Source organism: Bacillus sp. 05T21 (assembly GCF_056396785.1).
In genome coordinates this window covers 1-1,403 of record NZ_JBFTMD010000079.1, presented here as the reverse complement: position 1 = coordinate 1,403, position 1,403 = coordinate 1, and the positions used below count along the sequence as shown (strand labels likewise).

Sequence of the window (1,403 nt, the reverse complement as noted above, 5' to 3'; positions counted from 1 at the left end):
GAATTTGAAGTGTACAAAGATGGTAAAAAAGTAGATACGTTACGAACAGATAAAACAGGTAAAGTAATATCTACGAAATTAGAACCAGGAAAGTACACATTAAAAGAAACGAAAGCACCACAAGGATATAAGTTGTTAAAAGAAGAGATTGAAGTCGTTGTGGAAGCGAACAAAGCAGTACAAGTACAAGTAGAAAACGCAAAAGAGCTAGGAAGCTTACAAGTAATCAAAAAGGATGCAGAGAGTGGAAAAGTTCTAGAAGGCGCGGGATTTAGACTGAAGAACGAAAGTGGTCAAGTAGTTGGAGAAGCGAAAATAACGAATAAAGATGGTGTTGTGAAATTCGAAAACGTAGTGCCAGGAAAGTACACGTTAGAAGAAACGAAAGCACCGGAAGGCTACAAAGCAGTAGAAGTAACAGTAGAAGTAAACGTTGTAGCGAATGAAGTAGTAAAACAAGAAGTTATGAACGAAAAAGTAACAGGTCAATTTGAAATCGTGAAAGTAGATGCGAATGATAAAACGAAAGTGTTATCAGGTGCAGAATTCGCAGTGTATAAAGATGGTAAAAAGGTAGCGGAACTGAAAACAGCTGAGAGTGGAAAAGTGATGTCACCGAAATTACCATTAGGTGAATATACAGTGAAAGAAACGAAAGCACCAGAAGGTTACAAGCTTTCTAATAAAGAATGGAAAGTAACAATTCAAAATGAGAACGAAATAGTAAAAGTAGAGGCAGAAAATGAAAAAGTCTTAGGTTCTCTACAAATTATTAAAACGGATGATAAAGATCAAGCGAAACGTTTAGCAGGCGCAGAATTTACATTGAAAGATGTGAAAGGAAATGTTGTAAAAGAAGGAATTACAACAGATGAGTCTGGAACTGTTAAAGTAGACGGACTAGTGCCGGGTGAATATACGTTAGAAGAAACGAAAGCGCCAGAAGGTTATGAGTTAACAAAACAAGTAATTCATGCAATAGTTGATGGTGAAAAAGTTATTGATGTAAAAGTAACGAATAGTAAGAGCCTTGGTCAATTCGAAATCGTGAAAGTAGATGCAAATGATAAAGAGAAACGATTATCAGACGCAGAATTTGAAGTGTATAAAGATGGCAAAAAAGTAGAGACATTACGAACAGATAAAACAGGTAAAGTAATATCTACGAAATTAGAACCAGGAAAATACACATTAAAAGAAACGAAAGCACCACAAGGATATAAGTTGTTAAAAGAAGAAATTGAAGTCGTAGTGGAAGCAAACAAAGTAGTACAAGTACAAGTGGAAAACGCAAAAGAACTAGGAAGCTTACAAGTAATCAAGAAGGATGCAGAAAGTGGAAAAGTTCTAGCAGGTGCGGAATTTAAGTTAAAGAACGAAGCTGGTCAAGTAGTTGGAGAAGA

The 1,403-nt window shown here is 35.8% G+C and carries 1 protein-coding gene; it reads left to right on the top strand.

All coding sequences use genetic code 11. From position 1 onward, the window contains the following. Positions 1-1,403, top strand: a 1,403-nt coding sequence (locus AC1DKZ_RS32720; protein ID WP_476997963.1) for a SpaA isopeptide-forming pilin-related protein, incomplete at both ends; no start/stop codon positions are given.